The 22,313-nt window shown below is 73.4% G+C and carries 19 protein-coding genes; 6 read left to right on the forward strand and 13 right to left on the reverse strand.

The window, feature by feature from the left end; genetic code table 11:
• Positions 1 to 39: 39 nt before the first annotated feature.
• Positions 40 to 1,341: an MFS transporter gene (locus AB0P07_RS09865; protein ID WP_365547622.1), complete on the reverse strand. Its 1,302-nt coding sequence runs from the start codon at positions 1,339 to 1,341 to the stop codon at positions 40 to 42.
• Between the two features lie 171 nt (positions 1,342 to 1,512).
• Between AB0P07_RS09865 and AB0P07_RS09870 the strand changes: the two genes are divergently transcribed.
• On the forward strand, positions 1,513 to 3,576 hold the full coding sequence (locus AB0P07_RS09870) for a phosphocholine-specific phospholipase C (RefSeq protein ID WP_365547624.1): 2,064 nt from the start codon (positions 1,513 to 1,515) through the stop codon (positions 3,574 to 3,576).
• A gap of 27 nt (positions 3,577 to 3,603) precedes the next feature.
• Here the strand turns inward: AB0P07_RS09870 and AB0P07_RS09875 are convergent, their stop codons facing one another.
• Positions 3,604 to 4,605 carry a hypothetical protein gene (locus tag AB0P07_RS09875; RefSeq protein ID WP_365547626.1) on the reverse strand — a complete coding sequence of 334 codons (1,002 nt, stop codon included), beginning with the start codon at positions 4,603 to 4,605 and terminating at the stop codon, positions 3,604 to 3,606.
• Positions 4,602 to 5,408: a phosphatase PAP2 family protein gene (locus tag AB0P07_RS09880; protein ID WP_365547629.1), complete on the reverse strand. Its 807-nt coding sequence runs from the start codon at positions 5,406 to 5,408 to the stop codon at positions 4,602 to 4,604. The genes AB0P07_RS09875 and AB0P07_RS09880 overlap by 4 nt, the downstream gene beginning before the upstream one ends.
• Positions 5,409 to 5,582: 174 nt before the next feature.
• Between AB0P07_RS09880 and AB0P07_RS09885 the strand changes: the two genes are divergently transcribed.
• Positions 5,583 to 6,197, forward strand: coding sequence for a TetR/AcrR family transcriptional regulator C-terminal ligand-binding domain-containing protein (locus AB0P07_RS09885; protein ID WP_365547632.1), 615 nt, complete (start codon positions 5,583 to 5,585; stop codon positions 6,195 to 6,197).
• A 177-nt stretch (positions 6,198 to 6,374) separates the two neighbouring features.
• Here the strand turns inward: AB0P07_RS09885 and AB0P07_RS09890 are convergent, their stop codons facing one another.
• Positions 6,375 to 7,427 (reverse strand): DUF2510 domain-containing protein, encoded by a 1,053-nt coding sequence (locus AB0P07_RS09890; RefSeq protein WP_365547634.1) that lies wholly within the window; start codon positions 7,425 to 7,427, stop codon positions 6,375 to 6,377.
• Between the two features lie 262 nt (positions 7,428 to 7,689).
• Between AB0P07_RS09890 and AB0P07_RS09895 the strand changes: the two genes are divergently transcribed.
• Positions 7,690 to 10,365 (forward strand): AAA family ATPase, encoded by a 2,676-nt coding sequence (locus AB0P07_RS09895; RefSeq protein WP_365547637.1) that lies wholly within the window; start codon positions 7,690 to 7,692, stop codon positions 10,363 to 10,365.
• A 27-nt stretch (positions 10,366 to 10,392) separates the two neighbouring features.
• Here AB0P07_RS09895 and pcaD read toward each other — a convergent pair whose 3' ends face one another.
• From pcaD to AB0P07_RS09930, 7 genes are read right to left on the reverse strand one after another with little or no spacing between them, the layout of a single operon-like run.
• Positions 10,393 to 11,520, reverse strand: a complete 1,128-nt coding sequence (gene pcaD / locus AB0P07_RS09900) for a 3-oxoadipate enol-lactonase (protein ID WP_365547640.1) — start codon at positions 11,518 to 11,520, stop codon at positions 10,393 to 10,395.
• Positions 11,517 to 12,869, reverse strand: a complete 1,353-nt coding sequence (gene pcaB, locus AB0P07_RS09905) for a 3-carboxy-cis,cis-muconate cycloisomerase (protein WP_365547643.1) — start codon at positions 12,867 to 12,869, stop codon at positions 11,517 to 11,519. The genes pcaD and pcaB overlap by 4 nt, the downstream gene beginning before the upstream one ends.
• Positions 12,866 to 13,471 carry a protocatechuate 3,4-dioxygenase subunit alpha gene (gene pcaG / locus AB0P07_RS09910; RefSeq protein WP_365547646.1) on the reverse strand — a complete coding sequence of 202 codons (606 nt, stop codon included), beginning with the start codon at positions 13,469 to 13,471 and terminating at the stop codon, positions 12,866 to 12,868. Before pcaG ends, pcaB begins: the two co-directional genes overlap by 4 nt.
• A gap of 6 nt (positions 13,472 to 13,477) precedes the next feature.
• On the reverse strand, positions 13,478 to 14,251 hold the full coding sequence (gene pcaH, locus AB0P07_RS09915; protein WP_365547649.1) for a protocatechuate 3,4-dioxygenase subunit beta: 774 nt from the start codon (positions 14,249 to 14,251) through the stop codon (positions 13,478 to 13,480).
• An 18-nt stretch (positions 14,252 to 14,269) separates the two neighbouring features.
• The gene (locus tag AB0P07_RS09920; RefSeq protein WP_365547652.1) at positions 14,270 to 15,511 is read right to left on the reverse strand and encodes a thiolase family protein; all 1,242 of its coding nucleotides are present in this window, start codon (positions 15,509 to 15,511) and stop codon (positions 14,270 to 14,272) included.
• Positions 15,508 to 16,161 (reverse strand): CoA transferase subunit B, encoded by a 654-nt coding sequence (locus AB0P07_RS09925; RefSeq protein ID WP_365547655.1) that lies wholly within the window; start codon positions 16,159 to 16,161, stop codon positions 15,508 to 15,510. The genes AB0P07_RS09920 and AB0P07_RS09925 overlap by 4 nt, the downstream gene beginning before the upstream one ends.
• Positions 16,161 to 16,943, reverse strand: coding sequence for a CoA transferase subunit A (locus AB0P07_RS09930; RefSeq protein ID WP_365547657.1), 783 nt, complete (start codon positions 16,941 to 16,943; stop codon positions 16,161 to 16,163). Before AB0P07_RS09930 ends, AB0P07_RS09925 begins: the two co-directional genes overlap by 1 nt.
• Before the next feature lie 209 nt (positions 16,944 to 17,152).
• On the opposite strand from AB0P07_RS09930, the gene AB0P07_RS09935 reads away from it, so the two are divergent.
• Positions 17,153 to 17,617, forward strand: coding sequence for a MarR family transcriptional regulator (locus AB0P07_RS09935; RefSeq protein WP_365547660.1), 465 nt, complete (start codon positions 17,153 to 17,155; stop codon positions 17,615 to 17,617).
• Between the two features lie 75 nt (positions 17,618 to 17,692).
• Here the strand turns inward: AB0P07_RS09935 and AB0P07_RS09940 are convergent, their stop codons facing one another.
• A complete protein-coding gene (locus tag AB0P07_RS09940) occupies positions 17,693 to 18,676 on the reverse strand; it encodes a DUF3048 domain-containing protein (RefSeq protein WP_365547662.1) in 984 nt (327 codons plus the stop codon).
• A 201-nt stretch (positions 18,677 to 18,877) separates the two neighbouring features.
• Between AB0P07_RS09940 and AB0P07_RS09945 the strand changes: the two genes are divergently transcribed.
• A complete protein-coding gene (locus AB0P07_RS09945; protein ID WP_365547665.1) occupies positions 18,878 to 20,068 on the forward strand; it encodes a zinc-dependent alcohol dehydrogenase in 1,191 nt (396 codons plus the stop codon).
• 38 nt (positions 20,069 to 20,106) lie between these two features.
• On the opposite strand, the gene AB0P07_RS09950 is transcribed toward AB0P07_RS09945, so the two are convergent.
• Positions 20,107 to 21,174, reverse strand: coding sequence for an ATP-dependent DNA ligase (locus AB0P07_RS09950; RefSeq protein ID WP_365547668.1), 1,068 nt, complete (start codon positions 21,172 to 21,174; stop codon positions 20,107 to 20,109).
• 100 nt (positions 21,175 to 21,274) lie between these two features.
• Between AB0P07_RS09950 and ligD the strand changes: the two genes are divergently transcribed.
• The gene (ligD, locus tag AB0P07_RS09955) at positions 21,275 to 22,300 is read left to right on the forward strand and encodes a non-homologous end-joining DNA ligase (RefSeq protein ID WP_365547671.1); all 1,026 of its coding nucleotides are present in this window, start codon (positions 21,275 to 21,277) and stop codon (positions 22,298 to 22,300) included.
• Positions 22,301 to 22,313: the final 13 nt, after the last annotated feature.

A 22,313-nucleotide genomic window follows, 5' to 3' on the forward strand; every position in this document is an offset into this window, starting at 1 on the left:
GCGGAGGGGGCGGCCGGGGCCCGCGGCCGCCCCCGGCCGTCAGCGCTCCAGTACCTTGTGCGCCGTCTCCGGCAGCCTCAGGTACACCAGTGAGGACAGCAGGCACAGCACGGCGACGTACCAGGGGAAGAGCCCCGCATGCCCCAGGTCCTTGAAGAGCGTGCCCACGTACGGTGCCGTGCCGCCGAACAGCGCCACCGTGAGCGAGTAGGGGAAGCCGATCCCGGCCGCTCGCACCCGCGGCGGGAACACCTCGGCGTTCACGGCCGCGCTGATGGAGGTGAAGCCGGTCAGCAGGACCATCCCGGCGCACTGCACGAGCAGCAGCACGGCGAAGGAGTCGCGCAGCGAGTGCAGCAGCGGCACGCTCAGCAGCGCGAACCCCACGCCGAAGAAGAGCAGCAGGGGGCGGCGCCCGAACCGGTCGGAGAGCAGGCCGCCGAGCGGCTGGAGCAGCCCGAACAAGGCCAGCGAGATCGTCCCCGCGAGCAGCGCGTCCGACTTGGCGACGCCCGCGTTGAGTTCGGCGTACGTCGGCAGGTACGAGGTCCAGGTGTAGTAGGCGATGGTGCCGCCCGCAGTGATGCCGCAGATCAGCAGGGACTCGCGCGGATGGCGGCGCAGCGCCTCGAACAGGGCCGGGCGCGGAGCCCGTTGCTGCTCGGTGCTGCGGGTCTCCCGCGCGCCCCGCCGGATCCAGAAGCCGACCAGGCTCAGGACGGCGCCGAACACGAAGGGGATCCGCCACCCCCAGCCGTTCATCCGGTCCTCGCTCAACGTGTCCACCAGCAGCGTCGCGATCCCGGAGGCCACCAGCTGCCCCGCCGTGGTCGAGACGTACTGGAAGCTGGAGAACAGCCCGCGCCGGCCCGGCCCGGCCGACTCCACCAGGAAGGTCGTCGAGGCCGCGAACTCGCCGCCCACCGACAGCCCCTGGAGCAGCCGCGCGACCACGAGGACCACCGGGGCCAGCACACCGGCCGCCGTGTACGTCGGGGTCAGCCCGACCAGCAGACTGCTGCCGCCCATCAGCAGGATGGTGACGGTCAGCGCGGCGCGCCGCCCCCGCCGGTCCGCGATCGCGCCCATCAGCAGCCCGCCGACCGGCCGCATGAAGAAGCCCACCGCGAACACGGCGAACGTCGACAGCAGCGGCACCAGCGAGCTGTCCGCGCTGTCGGGGAAGACCTGGTCCGCGATATAGGTGGCGAGGAAGGTGTAGGCGTACCAGTCGTACCACTCCACGGCGTTGCCCACCGAGGCGGCGAGGAGCTGGCGTACGGGCCGGCGGGTCGGGGTTGGCGGTGCGTCCGTGTCCATGCCTGTCATGATCGCGACCATCCCCGTACGGCAGGCCCGGCACACCTCGCGTACCGGTGACTTTCACACCGGCGCCACCGGACCCTTCCCTGACGTTTGCTGCTCCTGGAACACTCCTTTCGCGCGCAATCCGTCATCACCCGGCACCGATCCGACCGGTTGAACCCCCAAGGCGAGAGGTCCCTCACCCCCATGGCCGAAGTGAACCGGCGCAGATTCCTCCAACTCGCGGGCGCCACCACGGCGTTCAGCGCCCTGTCCGCGAGCATCGACCGGGCCGCCGCGCTTCCGGCGAACCACCGCTCGGGGTCGATCGAGGACGTCGAGCACATCGTCGTCCTGATGCAGGAGAACCGTTCGTTCGACCACTACTTCGGCAGGCTGCGCGGCGTCCGCGGCTTCGGCGACCCGCACCCGGTGCGGCTCGACGACGGCCGGTCCGTGTGGCACCAGCGCAAGGGCGACGGCACCGAGGTGCTGCCGTTCCACCCGGAGGCCGACGACCTCGGCATGCAGTTCCTCGAAGGGCTCCCGCACGGCTGGTCCGACGGCCAGGACGCCTACCACGACGCCAAGTACGACCGCTGGCTGCCCGCCAAGGGCACCACCACCATGGCGTACCTGACCCGCGAGGACATCCCCTTCCACTACGCGCTCGCCGACACGTTCACGGTCTGCGACGCCTACCACTGCTCGTTCATCGGCTCCACCGACCCCAACCGCTACTACCTGTGGTCGGGGCACACCGGCAACGACGGCGCGGGCGGCGGCCCGGTCCTCGGCAACGACGAACTCGGCTACGACTGGACGACGTATCCCGAGCGCCTGGAGGCGGCCGGGATCTCCTGGAAGATCTACCAGGACGTCGGCGACGGCCTCGACGCGGCCGGCCACTGGGGCTGGATCGACGACGCCTACCGGGGCAACTACGGCGACAACTCCCTGCTGTACTTCAACAAGTACCGCAACGCCGAGCCCGGCGACCCGCTGTACGACAAGGCCCGCACCGGCACCGACGCGAAGAGCGGCGAGGGCTACTTCGACCGGCTGCGCGCCGACGTCGAGGCGGGCAGGCTGCCGAAGATCTCCTGGATAGCCGCCCCGGAGGCCTTCTCCGAGCACTCCAACTGGCCCTCGAACTACGGCGCCTGGTACATCTCCCAGGTGCTGGACGCGCTCACCTCCAACCCGGCGGTGTGGGCGAAGACGGCCCTGTTCATCACGTACGACGAGAACGACGGCTTCTTCGACCACGTGGTGCCGCCGCTGCCGCCGAAGTCCGCCGCGCAGGGCCGCTCCACCGTCGGCGTCTCCCTGGACGTCTTCGAGGGCAGCGCCAAGCACCGCGAGGGCTTCTACGGGCTGGGTCCGCGTGTGCCCATGCTCGTCGTCTCGCCGTGGAGCAAGGGCGGGTTCGTCTGCTCCGAGACCTTCGACCACACCTCGGTGATCCGCTTCATGGAACGCCGCTTCGGCGTCCACGAGCCGAACATCTCACCCTGGCGCCGCGCCGTCTGCGGCGACCTGACCTCCGCCTTCGACTTCTCCCGCACGGACAGCCGCCCGGCCCGGCTGCCGGACACCGACGCCTACGAGCCGCCGGACCGCGAACGCCACCCGGACTACCGTCCGACGCCGCCCTCGGAGCCCGGCATGCCCCGGCAGGAGCGCGGGAGGCGACCCACCCGCCCGCTGCGGTACGACCCGTACGTGGACGGCGCCGTCGACACGGAGGCCGGGAAGTTCACGCTGGCCTTCGCCTCCGGGGCCCGGGCCGGGGCAGCCTTCCTCGTCACCTCCGGCAACCGCACCGACGGCCCCTGGACGTACACCACCGAGGCCGGCAAGACCCTCGCGGACACCTGGAACTCGGCGTACTCCGGCGGTTCCTACGACCTGACCGTGCACGGTCCGGCCGGCTTCCTGCGGGTCTTCCGGGGCCCGAACGAGCCCGCCGGACCCGCAGGGCCCGAGGCCACCGCCCGGCACCACGGCGACGACCTCCGGCTCACCCTCACCAACACCAGTGCCGGCACGGTCCGGCTGCGGATCGCTGGAGCCCACGACGGCCGCTCCCGGACCGTCGCCGTCCGCCCCGGTGCCACCGTGCACCACACGGTCGACCTCGCGCGCAGCCGCCGCTGGTACGACGTGACGGTGACCTCCGAGGCCGACCCCGCCTTCCTGCGCCGCTTCGCCGGCCACGTGGAGAACGGCCGGCCGGGGGTCAGCGACCCGGCGCTCGTCACGGACTGAGAAGAGGGGTCCGAGAACGGGGACCAGCTAGAGCCGTGTGAGGCGTCCCGGCCCCTGCCGCCGGGGCGCCGGCACGGCACCCACCTGCTCGGGCCCTTCCGGCTCCGGCTCAGGTGCCGGTACGTCGGGCACCGGACGGGCGGGCCCCGGCCCGGGGGCCACCGACCCGGCGGGTCCGGTCCGGGCGCCGGCCGGCTCCGGCTGCCCCGGGACCGGGGTCGCCCGGCTGAGCTGGAGGACTCCCCAGGCGGCCAGCGCCGCACCGGTCAGCGCGAGGAGCACGCCGCCCGCGCCGCCCCTGAGTCGTTCACCGAGCAGGGAGAGGCCGATCACCGCGGCGGCCACGGGATTGGCCAGGGTCACCACCGCGAGCGGGGCGCCCAGACCGCCCCGGTACGCCGTCTGGGACAACAGCAGTCCGCCCGCGGCGAAGGCGGCCACCAGCACGGCCACACCGATCACCTGGACGCTCAGCAGCGGGCCCGACCGGTCGGTGACGGCGACCGTCACGGTCTGGGTGAGCGCCGAGGCGACGCCGGACGCGATGCCGGACGCCGTCGCGTGACGCAGCCCCGGCCGGGCGCCGGGCCACGACAGCATGCCGATCAGCGCCGCCGTCGCGCCGGACACCGTCAGAGCCTCCGGCACGCTCAGGACGTCCTCCGGTGCGGGCCCGGACGCGGTGAGCAGCAGCGCGCCGAGACCCAGCAGCGTGAGCCCGGTGCCCCGCCACTCGACCGCGCTCACCCGCCGGCCCGCCAGCCGCGCCCCCAGGGGCACCGCCGCGACCAGCGTGAGGGCGCCGAGCGGCTGGACGACGGTGAGGGGGCCGTACTTGAGCGCCACGACGTGCAGCAGCGCGGCCGAGGCGTTGAGCGCGACCGCCCACCACCAGGCACTGGAGGCCAGCATCCGCAGCGGGCCGGCGCCCAAGGCGCGCGAGGCCAGCCGTTCCTGGGCGACGGCCGCTGCGGCGTAGGCGCAGGCGGAGACGAGCGAGAGCAGTACGGCGACGAGCGCGGCGTTCACCGGCCCGCCCCGACCAGCTCCGGCCGCTCGGCCGAGGACCGGCGCCGGACCTCGGGCCGGCGGCGGGGCAGGGCGCACCCCGGGCGCCGCGACACCCGCAGCACTGCGAGCGCGAGGCCGAGCAGGGCCGCGGCCACGATCACGTCGAGCCAGTAGTGGTTCGCGGTTCCCACGATCACCAGCAGCGTCACCAGGGGATGCAGCAGCCACAGCCACCGCCACCGCGTGCGGGTCGCGACGATCAGACCGATCGCCAGCATCAGCGCCCAGCCGAAGTGCAGCGAGGGCATCGCCGCGAACTGGTTCGACAGCGAGTCCGTGCGCGGCGGGCCGTACACCGAGGGCCCGAAGACCCTGGCCGTGTCGATCAGGCCGGTGGCGCCCAGCATGCGCGGCGGGGCCAGCGGGAAGAGCAGGTGCAGCACCAGCGCGGCGCCGGTCACGGCGGCCAGGACCCGGCGGGCCCAGACGTAGTGCGCGGGCCGGCGCAGGTAGAGCCAGACCAGGAAGGCCAGGGTGGCCGGGAAGTGGACGGCCGCGTAGTACGTGTTCGCCACGTGGATCAGTGTGTCGCCGTGCAGGAGCAGGTCCTGCACCGTGCCCTCGTCGGGCAGCCGGAGCGCGCGCTCCCAGTCCCACACGTGGTGGGCGTTGTGGAAGGCCTCGGCGGTGTGTCCCGTCGCCAGCCGGCGGCCGAACTTGTACACGAGGAAGAGCCCGGCCACGAGCAGGAGCTCACGGACGAGCGGTGGGCGCGCGGGCGCGTCCGGCCCCGCTTCTGCAGGCTCGCTGCGGGCAGTCATCCCCCGGCCCCTTCGCTGACGGTGGTGCGTGTGGCTCATCGGGTACGGGGCGTGTGACGGTTCTCATCGATACGACCTCGTTCCGATACGCCAGTGTACCGATACGGTCGTGTACCGGTACACTGGCGTATCGATAGACGAACGACACACCGGAAGCGGGAAGGAGTGGAGTCGATGACGTCGCAGGACGCCGACCGGCCGGAAGCGGCCGGCACCCCGCGCCGCTCCAAGATCACGCCGGAGCGTGAGCAGGAGTTCTTCGACGCCGTGCTCGACCAGCTCCGCTCCTGCGGCTACGACGCCGTGACCATGGAGGGCATCGCCGCCAGCACCCGGTGCAGCAAGTCCACGCTCTACCGGCAGTGGAAGACCAAGCCCCAGTTCGTGGCCGCCGCCCTGCGCTCCAACAGCCGGGTGCGCTTCGCCGGCATCGACACCGGGTCGCTCGCCGAGGACCTGCGCCGGGCGGCCGCCGCCGCGGGCGAGGGCGCGGGCAAGGACACCGGGCTGCTCCAGGCGCTCGGCCACGCGGTCATGGAGGACCCGGAGCTCAAGTGCGCGCTGCGCGAGGCGCTCGTCGAGCCGGAGATCGCCGAGCTCCGGGCGATCCTCGCGCGCGGCGTGGCCCGGGGAGAGGTCCCGGCCGGCCATCCGGCGCTGGAGTACGTGCCCGCGCAGCTCTTCGGCATGCTGCGGATGCGTCCCGTCCTGGAGGGCAAGCAGGCCGACGCGGCGTACCTCGTCCGGTTCGTGGAGGCCGTCGTGCTGCCGGCGCTCGGCCTGCCCTGAAGACCCAGGTCGCCGTCCACGGGATGACTGGACGGTGACCTGCCCGCGCCGCACCGTGGGGACGGGGGCGGCGCGCACCCCCGGCCGGGCGGGGCACCCTTTGAGCGGAAGGGCGCCCCGCCCGGCCGACGGCTTTGCGGCGGCCCGCGGCCTCGGACGGGGCCGCGGGCCGCAGAGTCACACGTCCTGGCCGCTGCCGCCCCCGCCGCCGGAGGTGTCCAGCTCGATGCCCTTGGTGATCTCGTCGATGACCGTCTCCTTCTGGTCGACGTCGACACCGAAACGCACGAGGACGATCTGCGAGGGCCGGGCGGGCGAGGGGAACGCCAGCGACTCGACGAAACCGTCGGAGCCCTTGGCGGTGACCACCTTCCAGCGGACCAGGTAGCCCTTCTGCCCGGCGACCGTGACCGCCTTGGAGGCCAGCTCGTCGTGCGAGGTGATCTTGCCGTAGGAGTCCTTGCCGTAGGACTGCTCGGCGTTCGCCGCGATGTCGGCCTTCGCGACCTCCTCGGCGGTGTCGCCCTCGGACTGCAGCAGCCTCGCCGGAGCCGAGTACGCGCCGCCCTTGGTGCAGGACTTCGAGGTGTCGCCGGGGCACTTGTAGGAGTCGTCCGACGTGATCTGCGCGCCGATCTTCAGCTCCTGCCCGTACCAGCCGTCCGGAATGGGCAGGCTGATCCCGCTCATCGGGTCCGTCACCGAGCCGCTGTCGACCTCGGGCGGCTCCGAGGAGCCCGGGGACGAGGGCGAGGGCCGCGGGCCGTCCTCGCCGCCGTCCTTGTCGCCGTTGCCGCCGCCCGAGTCGCCGAAGGGGTCGTTCCGGTCGCCGGAACCCGGCCGGTCCCGCTGCGCGCCGGCCGCGCTGTCGCCGCCCGACCCGTCGTCGGTCAGCACGTACACGCCGACCCCGATACCGGCCAGCACCGCCACGGCCGTCGCGACGGCTATGCCGGTACGCAGCCGCCGCCGTCGCGCCGACGGCGGCGGCTGGACCGGAAAGCCCGCATACCCCGGGTGCACGGGATACGGCCCGGGCGCGGCGTTCTGCACCGGCGGGTGGAACGGCGGTTGCCCCGGCGGCTGGGCGGGCGGAGTCCACGCGGCGGCCGCCCCCGCCGGGCGCACCTGGTCGGTCCACGCCGTGCCGTCCCACCAGCGCTCGGTGGCGGGACCGTCATTCTTCTGTCCGGGGTCGGGGTACCACCCGGGAGGAGTCGCCTGCGTCATGTGCCCACCGTATGAGGCGTCGGTGAAAGCCGGATGAGAGGCCCACCCGTACCACCGGACCGGCCGGTACGGCATCGCGTGCCGCGAGGGGTTGACGGGTGCCCGGCCGCACCGCCGCAGATGACGGGCCCGCCGCGTCGTTCACGCTTTACCGCATGTCACCCGTCACGGCAACTGGTCGGCGGAGCACCCACCACTTGCGCGATCCGGGGGCTAGGCTCAGGCTCTGTACGTCATTCGGGCGACTCGGGGAGGTAGCGGGATGACGGAGGTACGGCGGGCGGGCACCGCCTCGGCCGCCCTCTGGGAGCGCGACGAGGAGATCGCCACCATCACACGCGCGGTGGACACCCTGGGCGCGGACCGCTCGTCCCCCGGCACCCTGCTGGAGGCCCGCGGCGAGGCCGGGGTGGGCAAGACGGCGCTGCTCGCGGAGACCCGCCGCATCGCCGAGGCCCGGGGCTGCACCGTCTGGTCGGCGCGCGGCGGCGAGACCCTCAGGTCCGTCCCCTTCAACGTGGTGCGCCAACTCCTCCAGCCCGCCCTGGTGTCCATGCTCCCCGAGGAGGCCCGCGAGTACCTCGGCGACTGGTACGACATCGCCGGCCCCGCCCTCGGCATAGCGGACCCCGGTGAGCGGCAGGCCGATCCGCAGGGCGTGTGCGACGGCCTCGTCGCCGCCGTGCGCCGGCTCGCCCGCCGTGAGTGGCCGCTGGTGCTGATGATCGACGACGCCCACTGGGCCGACCAGGAGACCCTGCGCTGGCTCGCCGCGCTCGCCGAACGGCTCGACGAGACCTCCGTCCTGGTCGTCGTCGCCCGCCGCCCCGGCGACGTCAGCGGTGACAACGCCCGCCACCTGGAGGCGGCCGGTGCCATGGGCCGGCCCCTCGGCCCGCTCAACGCCCTCACCCCGGACGCGACGGCCGGACTCACCCGCGCCACCCTGGGCGAGCACGCCGAGGCCGCGTTCTGCCGCGAGGTGTGGGCCGTCACCGGCGGCAACCCCTACGAGACCGTCGAACTCCTCGCCAAGGTCCAGGACAGCGAACTGCAACCCGTCGAGGCGGAAGCCGCCGAACTGCGTGATCTGAACCGCTCGGCCCGCGGCGGCGGCCTCGTCGCCCGCCTGGAGCAACTCGGCGTCGACTCCACCCGGTTCGCCTGGGCCGCGGCCATCCTCGGCGGCGGCATCACCGTCGACATGGTGGCCAGGCTCGCCACTCTCGACCGCGCCGACGCCGCCCGCTGCGCCGAGCTGCTGCGCGGCGCACGGATCCTGTCCGTACCGGACGCCGCCGGACAACCGGGCGTGGACGAGCTGGAGTTCGTCCACCCGCTGATCGCCACCGCCGTCTACAACTCCATTCCCGACGCCCTGCGCACCGCGATGCACGGCATAGCGGCCCAGCTGGTCACCGACTCCGGACTCGGCGCCGCGGCCGCCTCCCGCCATCTGCTCAAGGTGCACCCCGACGACGACCAGGAGGTCGTGGCCCAGCTGCGCGAGGCCGCCCGGGAACACCTCGCCGTCGGAGCCCCCGACGCGGCCCGCCGCTGCCTCGAACGCGCCCTGCAGGAACCGCCGTTGCCCGCCTCCCATGCACGCGTGCTGTTCGAACTGGGCTGCGCCACGCTCCTCACCGCGCCCGCCACCACCATCGGCCACCTGCGCACCGCGCTCGCCATGCCGGGGCTCGACGGCGATCAGCGCGTCGACGCCGTCTTCCGGCTCTCCCAGGCCCTGCTCCACAACGACCAGCTGGAGGAGGCCGTCCGCACCGTCGAGGCGGAGGCCGCCCGCAATCCCGACCCGTCCGCGCGGCTGCGGCTCCAGGCCGCCCAGTACATGTGGGAGGGCATCCACGCGGGCGAGACCTCCTCGCCCCACCGCTCCGCCCGCCTGGCCGAACTCGCCGCCGGCTGCACCGGCCGCGACAACGCCGAGCGGGCCCTGCTGATCCTGCGCGGCTTCGACGCCATGACCCACGGCGAGAGTGCCGAAGAGGTCGTCGAGCTGTGCGACCGCGCCCTCGTCAACGGCCGCCTCGCCCCCGGGCTCGGCTGGACCGACACCGAGTGGGGCCTGGAACTGCCCATGATGCTGGCCAGTTCCTACGCCTACACCGACCGGCTCGACCGCGCCGAAGCCCTGTTCACGGAGGCCCTGCGTGCCTACGAAAGCGCCGGCTGGAGCGGTGGCCACCTCGCCCTCGCGCACGCCTACGTCGGCCTCGGCCACCGCAGGAGGGGCCGCCTCAGGGAGGCCGAGCAGTCCCTGCGCGCCTCCCTGCGCATCGCCGAACGCGTGGGCCGGGGGCTGCCGCTGTACTGGTCGGCGACCTGCAACCTGGTCGACACCCTGCTCGCCCGCGGCCATGTCGAGGAGGCCCGGACCGTCGCCGAGCAGTACGGCTTCGCACCGCCGTACCCGTCGACAATCGTGCTGCCCGACCCGCGCCCGGTGCGCGCCCGTCTGCTGCTCGCCACCGGCCGCACCGAGGAGGGCGTCAACGAACTGGAGGCCGCCGAGAAGGCGGCGGCCGCCCGTGGCCGGCACAACCCGGTGGTCGTCCCCTGGGCGACCGAACTGGCCCGGGCGCTGGCCGGCGAGGACCCCGGCCGCGCCGCCCGGCTGGCCACCGACGCCCGCCGCCAGGCCGAGCGCTTCGGCACGGACACGGCGATAGGAGAGGCCCTGCGCTGCGCCGCCGCCCTGGAGACCGGCCAGCGCGCGGTCCGGCTGGCCGCCCAGGCCGTCACCTACCTGGAGGCCTCGCCCTGCCAGTACGAGCACGCCGCCGCCCGCGTGGAGTACGGCATCGCCGCCCGCTCGGCCGCCGAGCTGAACCGGGGTCTGGCGCTGGCCGACTCGTGCGGCGCCGACGGACTCGTGGCCCGCGCCCGTGAGGCTCTGGCGGCGGGACACGGGGGCTGAGGACCCGCCTCGGCACGCCGAGGGGTTTCACCGCCCGGTGTCGTCCGCCTCCTCGGCCAGCACCCGCTGGGCCGTCGCGAACGCCGAGTTCGCGGCGGGGACACCGCAGTACACCGCCGTCTGGAGCAGCACCGCACCGATCTCGTCCGCCGTCAGCCCGTTGCGCCGCGCCGCCCGCACGTGCATGGCCAGCTCCTCGTAGTGGCCGTGCGCGACCAGTGCCGTCAGCGTGACCATGCTGCGCTCACGGCGCGACAGCGTCTCGTCGGTCCAGATCTCGCCCCACGCGTAGCGGGAGATGAAGTCCTGGAAGCGGGCGGTGAACGGCGTCTGCCGTCCCTGCGCCCGGTCCACGTGCGCGTCGCCCAGCACCTCGCGCCGCACCGCCATGCCCCGCTCTGCCCCGCCGCCGAAGTGGGCCCGCAGCGCCGCGAGCACCGCCTCCGGCCGCTCGGCCGGCGCCAGATGCGACGCACCCGGGATCTCGGTCAGCGTCGAGCCGGGGACCGCGTCGGCCAGCTCCCGCAGGTGCGCGGGCGGCGTGGCCGGGTCCTCGCGCCCGGCGATCAGCAGCGTCGGCGCGGAAATCTCCCCGACCCGGTCCCGCAGGTCGAAGGCGGCCAGCGCGTCGCAACAGGCGGCGTACGCGCCCGGGTCGGCCTCCCGGTGGTCCCGGACCAGCCGCGGCACCGTGAACCCCGGGGTGAACCACCGCGCGTCCGCGCTCTCCGCGAGCCGTGCCAGTCCCTCCTCGCGCACCCGCGCGGCCCGCTCCTGCCACGCCTCGGCGCCGCCGAAGTGCGCCGACGAGCAGACGACCGCCAGCGAGGACACCCGCTCGGGGTGGTGCACGGCCAGGTGCAGGCCCACCGCGCCGCCCAGGGAGACCCCGGCGTGGGCGAACCGCTCCACGCCGAGCGAGTCGGCCAGCGCGAGCACCAGCTCGGCCAGGTCCCCGACGGTGGCGCCGGCCCCGATCAGGTCCGCCGGCGAACCCCCGTGGCCCGGCAGGTCCCAGCGGATCACCCGGTGGCCGACGGACAGCTCGGGCGCCACCGTGTCCCACAGCGCGTACGAGGTGCCCAGCGAGGGCCCGAGCAGCAGCGGGGGAGCGGAGTCGGGGCCTTCGGACAGGTGGTTGAGCAGGGTCGTCAACGTCGCTCCAGTGCACGATCGGTGAGGGCGCCGGCGGCACCCGTGTAACGGTCGGGGTCGGTCCGGGCGGCCAGCTCGAGGCCCCGCAACCCCGGTACCTCGGCCAGCAGTTCTCCCAGAGACCGGTCCTCTGCGTACGTACGCGCGGCCAACTCGGTGAGCAGCTCCTTGGCGCGGGCCCGTCCGAGCACCGGCGCCAGTTCGGCCGAGAGCCGCTCCGACACGATCAGCCCGTGCGTGAGACCGAGGTGGGCGCGCATCACGTCCGGACGCACCCGCAGCCCCTCGGTCAGCTCGGCGGCGTCACGGGCGGCGCCGCCGGTCAGCCGCAGCAGGTCCCGCAGCGGCTCCCACTCGGCGTGCCAGGCCCCGGCCGGACGCTCGTCCTCCGCGGCCAGTGAGCCGTACAGCGTGGCCGCGAGCTGCGGCGCGCGCCGGGCGGCCGCCGCGATCAGCGTGGAGCGCACCGGATTGGCCTTGTGCGGCATCGCGGACGAGCCGCCTGCGCTGCCCTCGGCGACCTCGCCGATCTCGGTGCGGGACAGGGTGAGCACGTCCACGCCGACCTTCCCGAGCGCTCCGGCGGTGAAGGCGAGGACGCCGGCCAGGTCGGCGACCGGAGTGCGCAGCGTGTGCCAGGGCAACAGCGGTTCCCGCAGGCCCAGTTCATCCGCGTACGCCGCCGGGAGACCGACCGGGTCCGTCGCGCCGTACGCCTCGAAGGCGGCCAGGGTGCCTGCCGCACCGCCGAGTTGGGCGGGCAGCGCGTCGCGCACCGCCGTGATCCGGTCCCGTGCGTCCAGCACCAGCACACGCCATCCGGCCGCCTTCAGGCCGAAGGACGTCGGCACGGCGTGCTGCGTGAGGGTCCGGCCCGGCATCGGAGTGTCCCGGTGCTCGGCGGCCAGCCGGGCCAGCGCCCGTTCCGTCCGGGCGAGGTCGGGCAGCAGCAGGTCCAGGGTGCGGGCGGCGACCAGCATCGTCGCCGTGTCCAGGATGTCCTGGCTGGTCGCGCCCCGGTGCACATACGGTCCGTACCGCTCGCCGACCGCCTTCGTCAGGTCGGCCACCAGGGGGATGACCGGGTTCCCGCCGTCCCTCGCCCGCTCGGCCAGGGAGCGCGCGTCGAAGGCGCCGGGGTCGGCCGCGGCCGCGCTCACCGCGTCCGCGGCCTCGGCCGGGACCAGCCCGAGGGCGGACTGGGCGCGGGACAGTGCCGCCTCCGCGTCGAGCAGGGCCCGCAGATACGCGCCCTCCCCGGTCGCGGACGCGGCCGGCGAGCCGGCCCACCCGGGGGCGAGCAGGCTCGTGCCGGCGTCAGTGTCGGCGGGTTCGGCAGGTGGTGTCACCGGAACTCCAGGAAGACCGTCTCGCCCTCGCCCTGAAGGCGGATGTCGAAACGGTACGTCCCGTGGCCCTCGTCCGCCGCGATCAGCGTGTCGCGGCGCCCGGCCGGCACCTGGCTCAGCAGCGGGTCGGCGGCCAGCGCCGTCTCGTCGCCCGGCAGATAGATCCGGGTGAACAGGTGCACGAGCAGCCCGCGCGCGAACACGCACACGCTCAGGTACGGCGCGCTCCGCCCACGCGCCCCCGGCCGCAGCGTCCGCGCGTACCAGTGGCCGTTCGCGTCGGTCTGTATGCGCCCGAACCCGGTGAACTCCACGCCGTTGCGGCCCAGGAAGCCGCCGGAGGCCGGGTCGCGCCGCATCGAGCCGTCGGCGGTCGGCACCTTGCCCTCGCTGTCCGGCCCCCACAGCTCCAGCAGGGCGTCCGGCAGCGGGTTGCCCTCGCCGTCGTAGACGTACCCGTGCACCGTGACCGTGTCCGGGTGCCCGGCGGGCGCGATGTCCTCGCCGCCGCGGAAGGGCAGCGCGTACCCGTAGAAGGGGCCGACCGTGTGCGACGGTGTGGGCAGCACCTGCTCGGGGCTGCTGGTGTCGATCTTCGTCATGGCGGGTCAGCGTCCTTCTTCGATCCAGGTGGCGTTCGGGCCGTCGAGCACGATGTCCCAGTGGTAGCCGAGCGAGAACTCCGGCACCGACAGGCTGTGGTCGTACGTCGCGATCAGCCGCTGCCGCGCCGCGTCGTCCGTCACCGACTGCAGGATCGGGTCGTAGGGGAACAGCGGGTCGTTCGGGAAGTACATCTGCGTGACCAGGCGCTGGGTGAACGCCGAGCCGAACACGGAGAAGTGGATGTGCGCGGGGCGCCAGGCATTGACGTGGTTGCGCCACGGGTAGGGACCGGGCTGCACCGTGGTGAAGCGGTAGCAGCCGTCGGCGTCGGAGAGGGTGCGGCCGACGCCGGTGAAGTTCGGGTCCAGCGGCGCGTCGTGCTGCTCGCGCTGGTGGGCGTAGCGCCCCGCCGAGTTGGCCTGCCAGATCTCCACGAGCTGCCCGCGCACCGGCCTGCCGTGCCGGTCGAGGAGCCGGCCAAAGACGGTGATGCGCTCGCCGACCGGCTCCCCGGTGTGCTGCCGGGTCAGGTCGTTGTCGATCTCGGTGATGTCCCGCTCGCCGAAGGCGGGGGAGGCCAGCTCCACCAGCTCCGGGTCCTTGGTGACGTCGACGGCGATCGGCGGCTGCTTCGGGTGACGCAGCACCGAGGAGCGGTACGGGGCGTAGTCGCGGCGCGGGTGGTGCTCGACGGGTGCGCCGTCGGCGACCCGCTTCTCGTACGCGGCGTGCTCGGCCGCGATCTCCGCGTCGATGTCGTGCTGGGTGAGAGTCATGGGGGATCCCGTGGGTGACTAGCGGTCGAGGACCAGGGCGAGGCCCTGGCCGACGCCGATGCAGAGGGTGGCGATGCCGGTGCCGCTTCCCTTGCGGGCGAGCTGGTGGGCGACGGTGCCGGCGAGGCGGGCGCCCGAGGCGCCGAGCGGGTGGCCGAGGGCGATGGCGCCGCCCTGCGGGTTGAGGACCGCGGGGTCGAACTCCGGCCACTCGGCGACACAGCCGAGCACCTGGGCGGCGAACGCCTCGTTGAGTTCGAGCACGTCCAGGTCGGCGAAGCTCCGGCCGGCCTTGGCCAGCGCGCGGTTCACGGCCTCGACGGGGGCGAGTCCGAAGTACTGCGGATCGGTCGCCGATACGCCGGTCGCCGAGACCCGGGCCAGCGGCTCCCGCCCGGTGGCCCGCAGGCCCTCCTCGTCGACCAGGAGCAGCGCCGCGGCACCGTCGTTGAGCGGCGAGGCGTTCCCGGCGGTCACCGTGCCTCCCCCAGCCTCCGGCCGGGGGGACCCCCATCTCGCTTCGCTCGCCTTCCGGAAGGACGGCCGGAGCTTGGCCATCGCCTCCAGGGACGCGTCCGGGCGTACGCACTCGTCGGCGGCGAAGTCGACCGGGTCGCCCTTGCGGCGCGGCACCGGGACGGGCGCCAGCTCGGCGTCGAAGAGGCCGTCGGCCCGGGCGCGGGCGGCCTTGTGGTGGGAGGCGAGGGCGTACTCGTCCTGCTGCTCGCGGGTGATCCCGTGCTTGTCGGCGATCAGCTCCGCCGACTCGCCGAGCGGGATCGTCCACTGCGGGTCCATCGCCGGGTTGACCATGCGCCAGCCCAGGGTGGTGGAGTACATCTCGGTGTGCCCGGCGGGGAAGGGCCGGTCCGACTTGGGCAGCACGTACGGTGCCCGGGTCATCGACTCGACACCGCCCGCGAGCGCGACCGACGCGTCGCCGACCGCGATGGCGCGGGCGGCCTGGATCACCGCCTCCAGGCCGGACGCGCACAGCCGGTTCACGGTGACGCCGGGGACGGTGGTGGGCAGACCGGCCAGCAGCGCGGCCATGCGGGCGACGTTGCGGTTCTCCTCGCCGGCGCCGTTGGCGTTGCCGACGTACACGTCGTCGATCCGGGACGGGTCCAGGCCGGGCGTACGGGCGAGGAGTCGACGGATCGCGTGCGCGGCCAGGTCGTCCGGGCGTACGCCCGCCAGGCCTCCGCTGTACTTGCCGAACGGGGTGCGCACCGCGTCGACGATGTAGACGTCCTTCACTTCGGTCCCTCCGCGCTCTTCGCGACGACGAGCTTGGCATCGGTCTTGGTGACGACCTCGTCGACGTCCACGTCCGGCGCGGTCTCGACCAGGACCAGACCGTCGTCGCTGACGTCGAGGACGCCGAGGTCGGTGATGACACGGTTCACACAGGCCTTGCCGGTGAGCGGCAGCGCGCACTCCTGGAGGATCTTGGGGGAGCCGTCCTTGGCGGTGTGCGTCATGACCACGATGACCGTGCGGGCGCCGTGGACGAGGTCCATCGCGCCGCCGATCCCGGTGATCATCTTCCCCGGGATCGCCCAGTTCGCGAGGTCGCCGGTGGCGGAGACCTGCATCGCGCCGAGCACCGCCACGTCGATGTGCCCGCCTCGGATCATGCCGAAGGACAGGGCCGAGTCGAAGAAGGCGGCGCCCGGGCGGACCGTGACCGTCTCCTTGCCCGCGTTGATCAGGTCGGGGTCCACCTCGGCCTCGGTCGGATACCGGCCGGTGCCCAGGATGCCGTTCTCGGACTCCAGGGTGACCTCGACGCCCTCGGGGAGGTGGTTCGGGATCAGGGTGGGCAGGCCGATGCCGAGGTTGACGTACTGGCCGTCCGCCAGTTCCAGCGCGGCCCGCGCGGCCATCTGTTCACGCGTCCAGGGCATCAGGAAGTCACCGTTCCTCGCGCCGGGGGCGCGGAAATAGTACGCCGCTCCATCTTCTTGTCGCCGGCCTGCTCGCGGGTGAGCGCCACCACCCGCTGGACGAAGATCCCCGGCAGGTGCACCGCGTCCGGGTCGATCCCGCCGGGCTCGACCAGCTCCTCCACCTCGGCGATCGTCACCCGGCCGGCCATCGCGGCCAGCGGGTTGAAGTTCCGGGACGACTTGGCGAAGACCAGGTTGCCGTGCCGGTCGCCCTTCGCCGCGCGGACCAGCGCGAAGTCGGTGCGGATGCCGCGCTCCAGGACGTACTCCGTCCCGTCGAACTCGCGGACCTCCTTCGGCGGTGAGGCCAGCGCGACCCCGCCCGACCCGTCGTACCGCCACGGCAGCCCGCCGTCGGCGACCTGGGTGCCGACCCCGGCGGGGGTGTAGAAGGCGGGGATGCCGGCGCCGCCGGCCCGCAGCCGCTCGGCCAGGGTGCCCTGCGGGATCATCTCCACCTCCAGCTCCCCGCCCAGGTACTGGCGCGCGAACTCCTTGTTCGCGCCGATGTAGGACCCGGTCACGCGGGCGATGCGTCCGGCGGCCAGCAGGACGGCCAGCCCGGAGTCCATCGCCCCGCAGTTGTTGGAGACCACCGACAGTCGGCCGGTCCCGCGCTCGTGCAGCGCCTGGATCAGCACGTTCGGCACACCGCTCAGCCCGAAACCGCCCACCGCGAGCGACGCGCCGTCGGGCACGTCGGCCACCGCCTCACCGGCCGTGGCCACCACCTTGTCCATCCGAGAAGCCCCATCTCTGCCGCGCGCCCCGGGAGTGGATAGTCAGGGCACTGAGTATTTCAGCGAGGTTTTCCACACGCTGCCATCGGACGGTCGGGGCGTCAAGGCCCACAAAACACGAGGTAGATCGTAAGGAGTGCTTCCGGGTGGGCACTGTTCGTTCCGTGTATCGTCAGTGCACCAACGAAAGTCACCACGGGAGTGCGCGCATGGCAGCGGTCGATCTGACCACCCACCCCGGCCACCTGGCCAGGCGGCTGCAGCAGGCGCACTACCTGCTGTGGAACACGATGGTCTCCGAGGAGACCACCTCGCCGCAGTACGCGGTCCTCAACGCCCTGGTCGCCGAGCCGGGCCTGGACCAGCGCACCGTGGGCGAGCGGGTGGGGCTGGACCGGTCCACCATCGCGGAGGTGGTCAGCCGGCTCGGCCGACGCGGGCTGCTCGACAAGGTGCGCGATCCGCAGGACGGCCGCCGGTCCCTGCTCCGGCTCACCGAGGAGGGGCAGCGTGTCCACCGCAGGCTGGGTGTGCGCATCGCGCGCATGAACCAGGTCTTCCTCGCCCCGCTCGCCCCCGGAGAGCAGGCGGTCTTCGTCGACCTCCTGCGCCGGGTCGCGGACGCCGCGGAAGGGCTCCGCAACCCGGCCGAGCCGACGACGGCACCGGGCTGACCGGGGACCTGCGCATCAGGGACTCGCGGATCAGCGGCTTGCGGATCAGGGACTGGGGAGCACGGAACCCGCAGCTCAGGACTGGCCCGCGAAGACCACCCAGACCTGGCCCTCGGCGAAGTTCAGCGGCTTGCCGTCCTCGGTGGTGAAGGTCGTGCCGTCCTCGGCCGCCCCGCGCTTCCAGGTCGCGTCGTAGGCGCGCCCGTCGCGCAGCACCTCCGCATGGCCCGAGCCCACCGACTCGACGTAGGGCGAGTTGCTGCCGCGGAAGTCGCGGAAGGCCGACTCCCGCACCGTCACGTGCTGCACGACGACCGTGGCCGGGGCCGGCCGGCCGCCGTCGGTCGTGCGGGCCGGGCTGCCGTCCATGGCGACCAGCCACCGGTCCCGGCTGTCGGACCAGGTGAAGGTGAAGCTCGCCGAGGGGTAGCGGACCGTGTGCGAGGACTCCGTCCGCCCGCCCGCGGGCGCCTTGCCGTAGGTGAAACCGGTGGTGAGGGCCGCGGCACCCGACGGCTTGCGGAGCAGTTCGTCCGGTCGCAGGTAGAGGTTGTGCGGAGCCTGCCGGTTCGGGTCGCGCAGGTAGGCCGCGGAGTCCTCGTCCGCGGGCTCCGCGCGCAGCGGCGCCTTGTCGATGAGCGGCAGCAGCTTGCTCTGCGCACCGGAGAACGCCAGCACCGGCTGGTCGAACTGGCCGAGCAGTTCCAGGTCGGACTCGCGGGCGCTGCGCACCGGCCCCACCGACTCGGGCAGCTTGGTGGCGTAGATCGCCATGAGGCGGCTCAGTCCGGCCTCCACCGGCTCGGCGTAGACGACGTCCGCGTCCGCCAGCCCCGTCTGGGGGCGGGCCGCGCGCACGTTGTCGATCTTCACGGCGAGCACGGGTCCGGACGCGGGGGCCGCGCTGTGAGACCGCTCCGGTCGCGGCGCGTGCGACGCCCGCCCGTCGTCCTTCGTGCCGGGCCCCGCCGTGCAGCCCGCCGTCAGCGAGACCGCCACCGCTGCCGTCAGCAGGGCGGCGCAGCGTCCCCTGTGGGTCCCTCTTCGCGATCCGGTCATCCGTCCACCCATCCCGTGTCATTGATTGTGCGCTTCTTGAAGCATTTAGTGCCATAGCTGACTGAATCCGATACGGCACACGGAACGGGGCAGATAATCCGCTGTTCGGCCGATAAGACCGCCGGGTTCGGTGCCGGGAGCCCCGGGGTACCCGGCCGCCACGCAGAACCGACGCGCACGGCGACGGAGGGAGCGCGGGCGATGAAGGCAGTGACGTGGCAGGGCAAGCGGGACGTGCGGGTGGAGGAGGTGCCCGACCCGAGGATTCAGGAGCCGACGGACGCCGTCATCCGCGTCACCTCGTCCGGGCTGTGCGGCTCCGACCTGCACCTGTACGAGGTGCTCACGCCGTTCATGACACCGGGCGACATCCTCGGCCACGAGCCGATGGGCATCGTCGAGGAAGTCGGCCCGGAGGTGACCAACCTGAAGCCCGGCGACCGGGTCGTGGTGCCGTTCCAGATCGCGTGCGGACACTGCTACATGTGCGACACCGGGCTGCCGACCCAGTGCGAGACCACCCAGGTCACCGGCGAGGGCATGGGCGCCCCGCTGTTCGGCTACACCCGCCTGTACGGCGCGATCCCCGGCGGCCAGGCCGAGTACCTGCGCGTGCCGCAGGCCCAGTTCGGCCCGATCAAGGTGCCCGAGGGTCCGGCCGACGACCGTTTCGTCTACCTCTCCGACGTTCTGCCCACCGCCTGGCAGGCGGTCGAGTACGCGGCCGTACCGCAGGGCGGCAGCCTCGCCGTGCTGGGCCTCGGCCCGATCGGCGACATGGCGTGCCGGATCGCCCGGCTCAAGGGTGTCGACAAGGTGTTCGGCGTCGACCTCGTGCCGGAGCGGCTCGAGCGGGCCCGCGCCCGGGGCGTGGAGACGTTCGATCTGCGGTCCTTCGACAACGAGAAGGAACTCGTCGCCGCGATCCAGGACCGCACGGGCGGCCGCGGCCCCGACGCCGTGGTCGACGCGGTCGGCACCGAGGCGCACGGCGGCGCCGTGGCCAAGCTGGTCCAGCAGACCGCGGCGGTGATGCCCCGGGCCATCGGCGGCCCGCTGGCCGAGCGGTTCAGCATCGACCGGCTCGCCGCGCTCTACACGGCGATCGACCTGGTGCGCCGCGGCGGCACCATCTCGCTGTCCGGCGTGTACGGCGGCATGGCCGATCCGATGCCGATGCTCACCATGTTCGACAAGCAGATCCAGTTGCGCATGGGCCAGGCCAACGTACGCCGCTGGAGCGACGAGATCGTCCCGTTCCTGACCGACGAGGACCCCCTCGGCGTCGACGGCTTCGCCACCCACCACGTGCCGCTGTCCCAGGCGCCGCAGGCGTACGAGATGTTCCAGAAGAAGCGGGACGGCGCGGTCAAGGTCCTGATGAAGCCGTAGCGCCCGCGGCTCGACGCCGCCGCTCAGGCCCCCGCGGCTCAGGCCCCGCCCAGGATCTCCGCCAGGTCGTGGCGGACCGGCTCCTCCAGCTGCGCGTAGGTGCAGCTCTCGGGGGTCCGGTCCGGGCGCCAGCGGCGGAAGCGGGCCGTGTGCCGGAAGCGCGCCCCGTTCTCCATGTGGTCGTACGCCACTTCGGCGACGCGCTCGGGGCGCAGCGGCACCCAGGACAGGTCCTTCTTCCCGGACCAGCGGCTCGGGGCGCCGGGCAGCCGCGCCGACTCGTGGGCGGTCTCCTCGGCCCACTTCGCCCACGGATGGCCGGCGGCGTCGTCCATGCGCAGCGGCTCCAGCTCGGCCACCAGCTCCGCCCGGCGCTTCATGGTGAAGGCCGCGCACACCCCCACATGCTGGAGCGCGCCCCGGTCGTCGTACAGGCCGAGCAGCAGGGAGCCGACCACGGGTCCGCTCTTGTGGAGGCGGTAACCGGCGACCACGACGTCCGCCGTGCGCTCGTGCTTGATCTTGAACATGGCCCGCTCGTCCTGCCGGTAGCGCAGGTCGAGCGGCTTGGCGACGACCCCGTCGAGCCCCGCGCCCTCGTACTGCTCGAACCACTGCCGGGCCACCTCGATGTCGTCCGTCGCCGGTGCCACGTGCACCGGCGGCGTCACCCCGCCCAGCGCCCGCACCAGCAGCGCCCGCCGGTCGGCCAGCCCCACGTCGAGCAGGGACTCGTCGTCCAGCGCCAGCAGGTCGAAGGCGACCAGCGAGGCCGGCGTGCGCTCCGCCAGGGTCCGCACCCGGGAGTCCGCCGGATGGATCCGCTCGGTCAGCGCGTCGAAGTCGAGATGCCCGCCCCGCGCGATCACGATCTCCCCGTCCACCACGCACCGCTCGGGCAACCGCTCCCGCACCGCCGCCACCAGCTCCGGGAAGTACCTGGTCAACGGCTTGCCCGTCCGGCTCCCCAGCTCCACCTCGTCCCCGTCGCGAAACACGACGGCCCGAAACCCGTCCCACTTGGCCTCGTACTGCATGCCCGGCGGGATCTTCGCCACGGACTTGGCGAGCATCGGCTTCACGGGCGGCATGACGGGGAGGTCCATGGTCCGATTCTGTACGCGCCCGCCCGCGCCCGCCTGCTGTACGCCTCGCCCGCGATGGCCTGATATGCGAAGCTCCCGTGCTGCGCCTACCGTGGCTCGCATGGCGGAAGCGGTGGAACTGGAGTCGGGCGGCCGGACCGTGCGGCTGTCCAGCCCGGGGAAGGTGTTCTTCCCGGAGCACGGGTACACCAAGCTCGACGTGGCCCGGTACTACCAGGCCGTCGCCCCCGGCATCCTGCGCGCCCTGCGCGAGCGGCCCACCACCCTCCAGCGCTACCCCGACGGCGTCACCGGCGAGTGGTTCTACCAGAAGCGCGCGCCCAAGGGCATGCCCGACTGGATCCCGACCGCGCACATCACCTTCCCCAGCGGGCGCAGCGCCGACGAGATGTGCCCCACCGAGGAGGCGGCCGTGCTGTGGGCCGCCCAGTACGGCACCCTCACCTTCCACCCCTGGCCGGTGCGCCGCGACGACGTCGACCACCCCGACGAACTGCGCATCGACCTCGACCCGCAGCCCGGCACCGACTACGACGACGCCGCCCGCGCGGCCCACGAGCTGCGCGCCGTGCTGGAGGAGTTCGGCGGACTGCGCGGCTGGCCCAAGACCTCCGGCGGGCGCGGCATCCACGTCTTCGTGCCGATCGAGCCGCGCTGGACCTTCACCCAGGTGCGGCGCGCCGCGATCGCCGTCGGCCGGGAGATGGAACGCCGGATGCCGGACCGCGTCACCATCAAGTGGTGGAAGGAGGAGCGCGGCGAGCGCATCTTCATCGACTACAACCAGACCGCCCGCGACCGCACCATCGCCTCCGCCTACTCCGTGCGCCCCCGCCCCGGTGCGCCGGTCTCCGCACCGCTGACCTGGAACGAGGTGGGCGTCGCGCACCCGCGGGACTTCGACATCACGACCATGCCCGCGCGCTTCGCCGAACTCGGCGACGTGCACGCGGGCATGGACGACACGAGGTATTCCCTCGACGCGCTGCTGGAACTGGCGACGAAGGACGAGCACGACCACGGGCTCGGCGATCTGCCGTACCCGCCCGAGTATCCGAAGATGCCGGGCGAGCCGAGCCGGGTCCAGCCCAGCCGGGCCAGGAAGAGGACTCCCGACCCGGACTGAGCCCGACTTCCCT

Origin of the sequence: Streptomyces sp. NPDC085944, from assembly GCF_040686295.1 — a bacterium.
Lineage (GTDB): Bacteria > Actinomycetota > Actinomycetes > Streptomycetales > Streptomycetaceae > Streptomyces > Streptomyces salinarius.